Raw genomic sequence first — 428 nt, 5'->3', positions numbered from 1 at the left:
CACACGATGTTCTGCGTCGGGTCCTTGATGTCGCAGGTCTTGCAGTGCACGCAGTTCTGCGCGTTGATCACGAGGCGATCGCTGCCGTCGTCGTTCTTCACGAACTCGTACACCGCCGCCGGGCAGAAGCGTGCCTCCGGCCCCGCGTACGTGCGCAGGTTCACGTTCACCGGCACGCTCGCGTCCTTCAAGGTCAGGTGCGCCGGCTGGTTCTCTTCATGGTTCGTGTTCGAGATGAACACCGACGACAGCCGGTCGAACGTCAGCTTGCCGTCCGGCTTCGGATACTCGATCGGCGTGCATTGCGACGCCGGCTTCAGCATCTCGTGGTCCGCATGCTTGTGGTGCAGCGTCCACGGCACGTTGCCGCCCATCACCTTCTGTTCCAGCCCGACCATCAGCGTGCCGAGGTACAGCCCCTTCGCCAT

1 protein-coding gene is annotated in these 428 nt (G+C 63.3%); it reads right to left on the bottom strand.

Annotation, left to right across the window (positions count from 1 at the left end):
- Positions 1–428: 4Fe-4S dicluster domain-containing protein (locus tag DID98_RS35575; RefSeq protein ID WP_185640938.1), on the bottom strand; the 428-nt coding region annotated here is incomplete at both ends.

The sequence above is a fragment of the Burkholderia sp. Bp8984 genome (assembly GCF_003853755.1).
Classification (GTDB): Bacteria; Pseudomonadota; Gammaproteobacteria; order Burkholderiales; family Burkholderiaceae; genus Burkholderia.
This window is presented reverse-complemented; position numbering and strand designations above follow the sequence as displayed.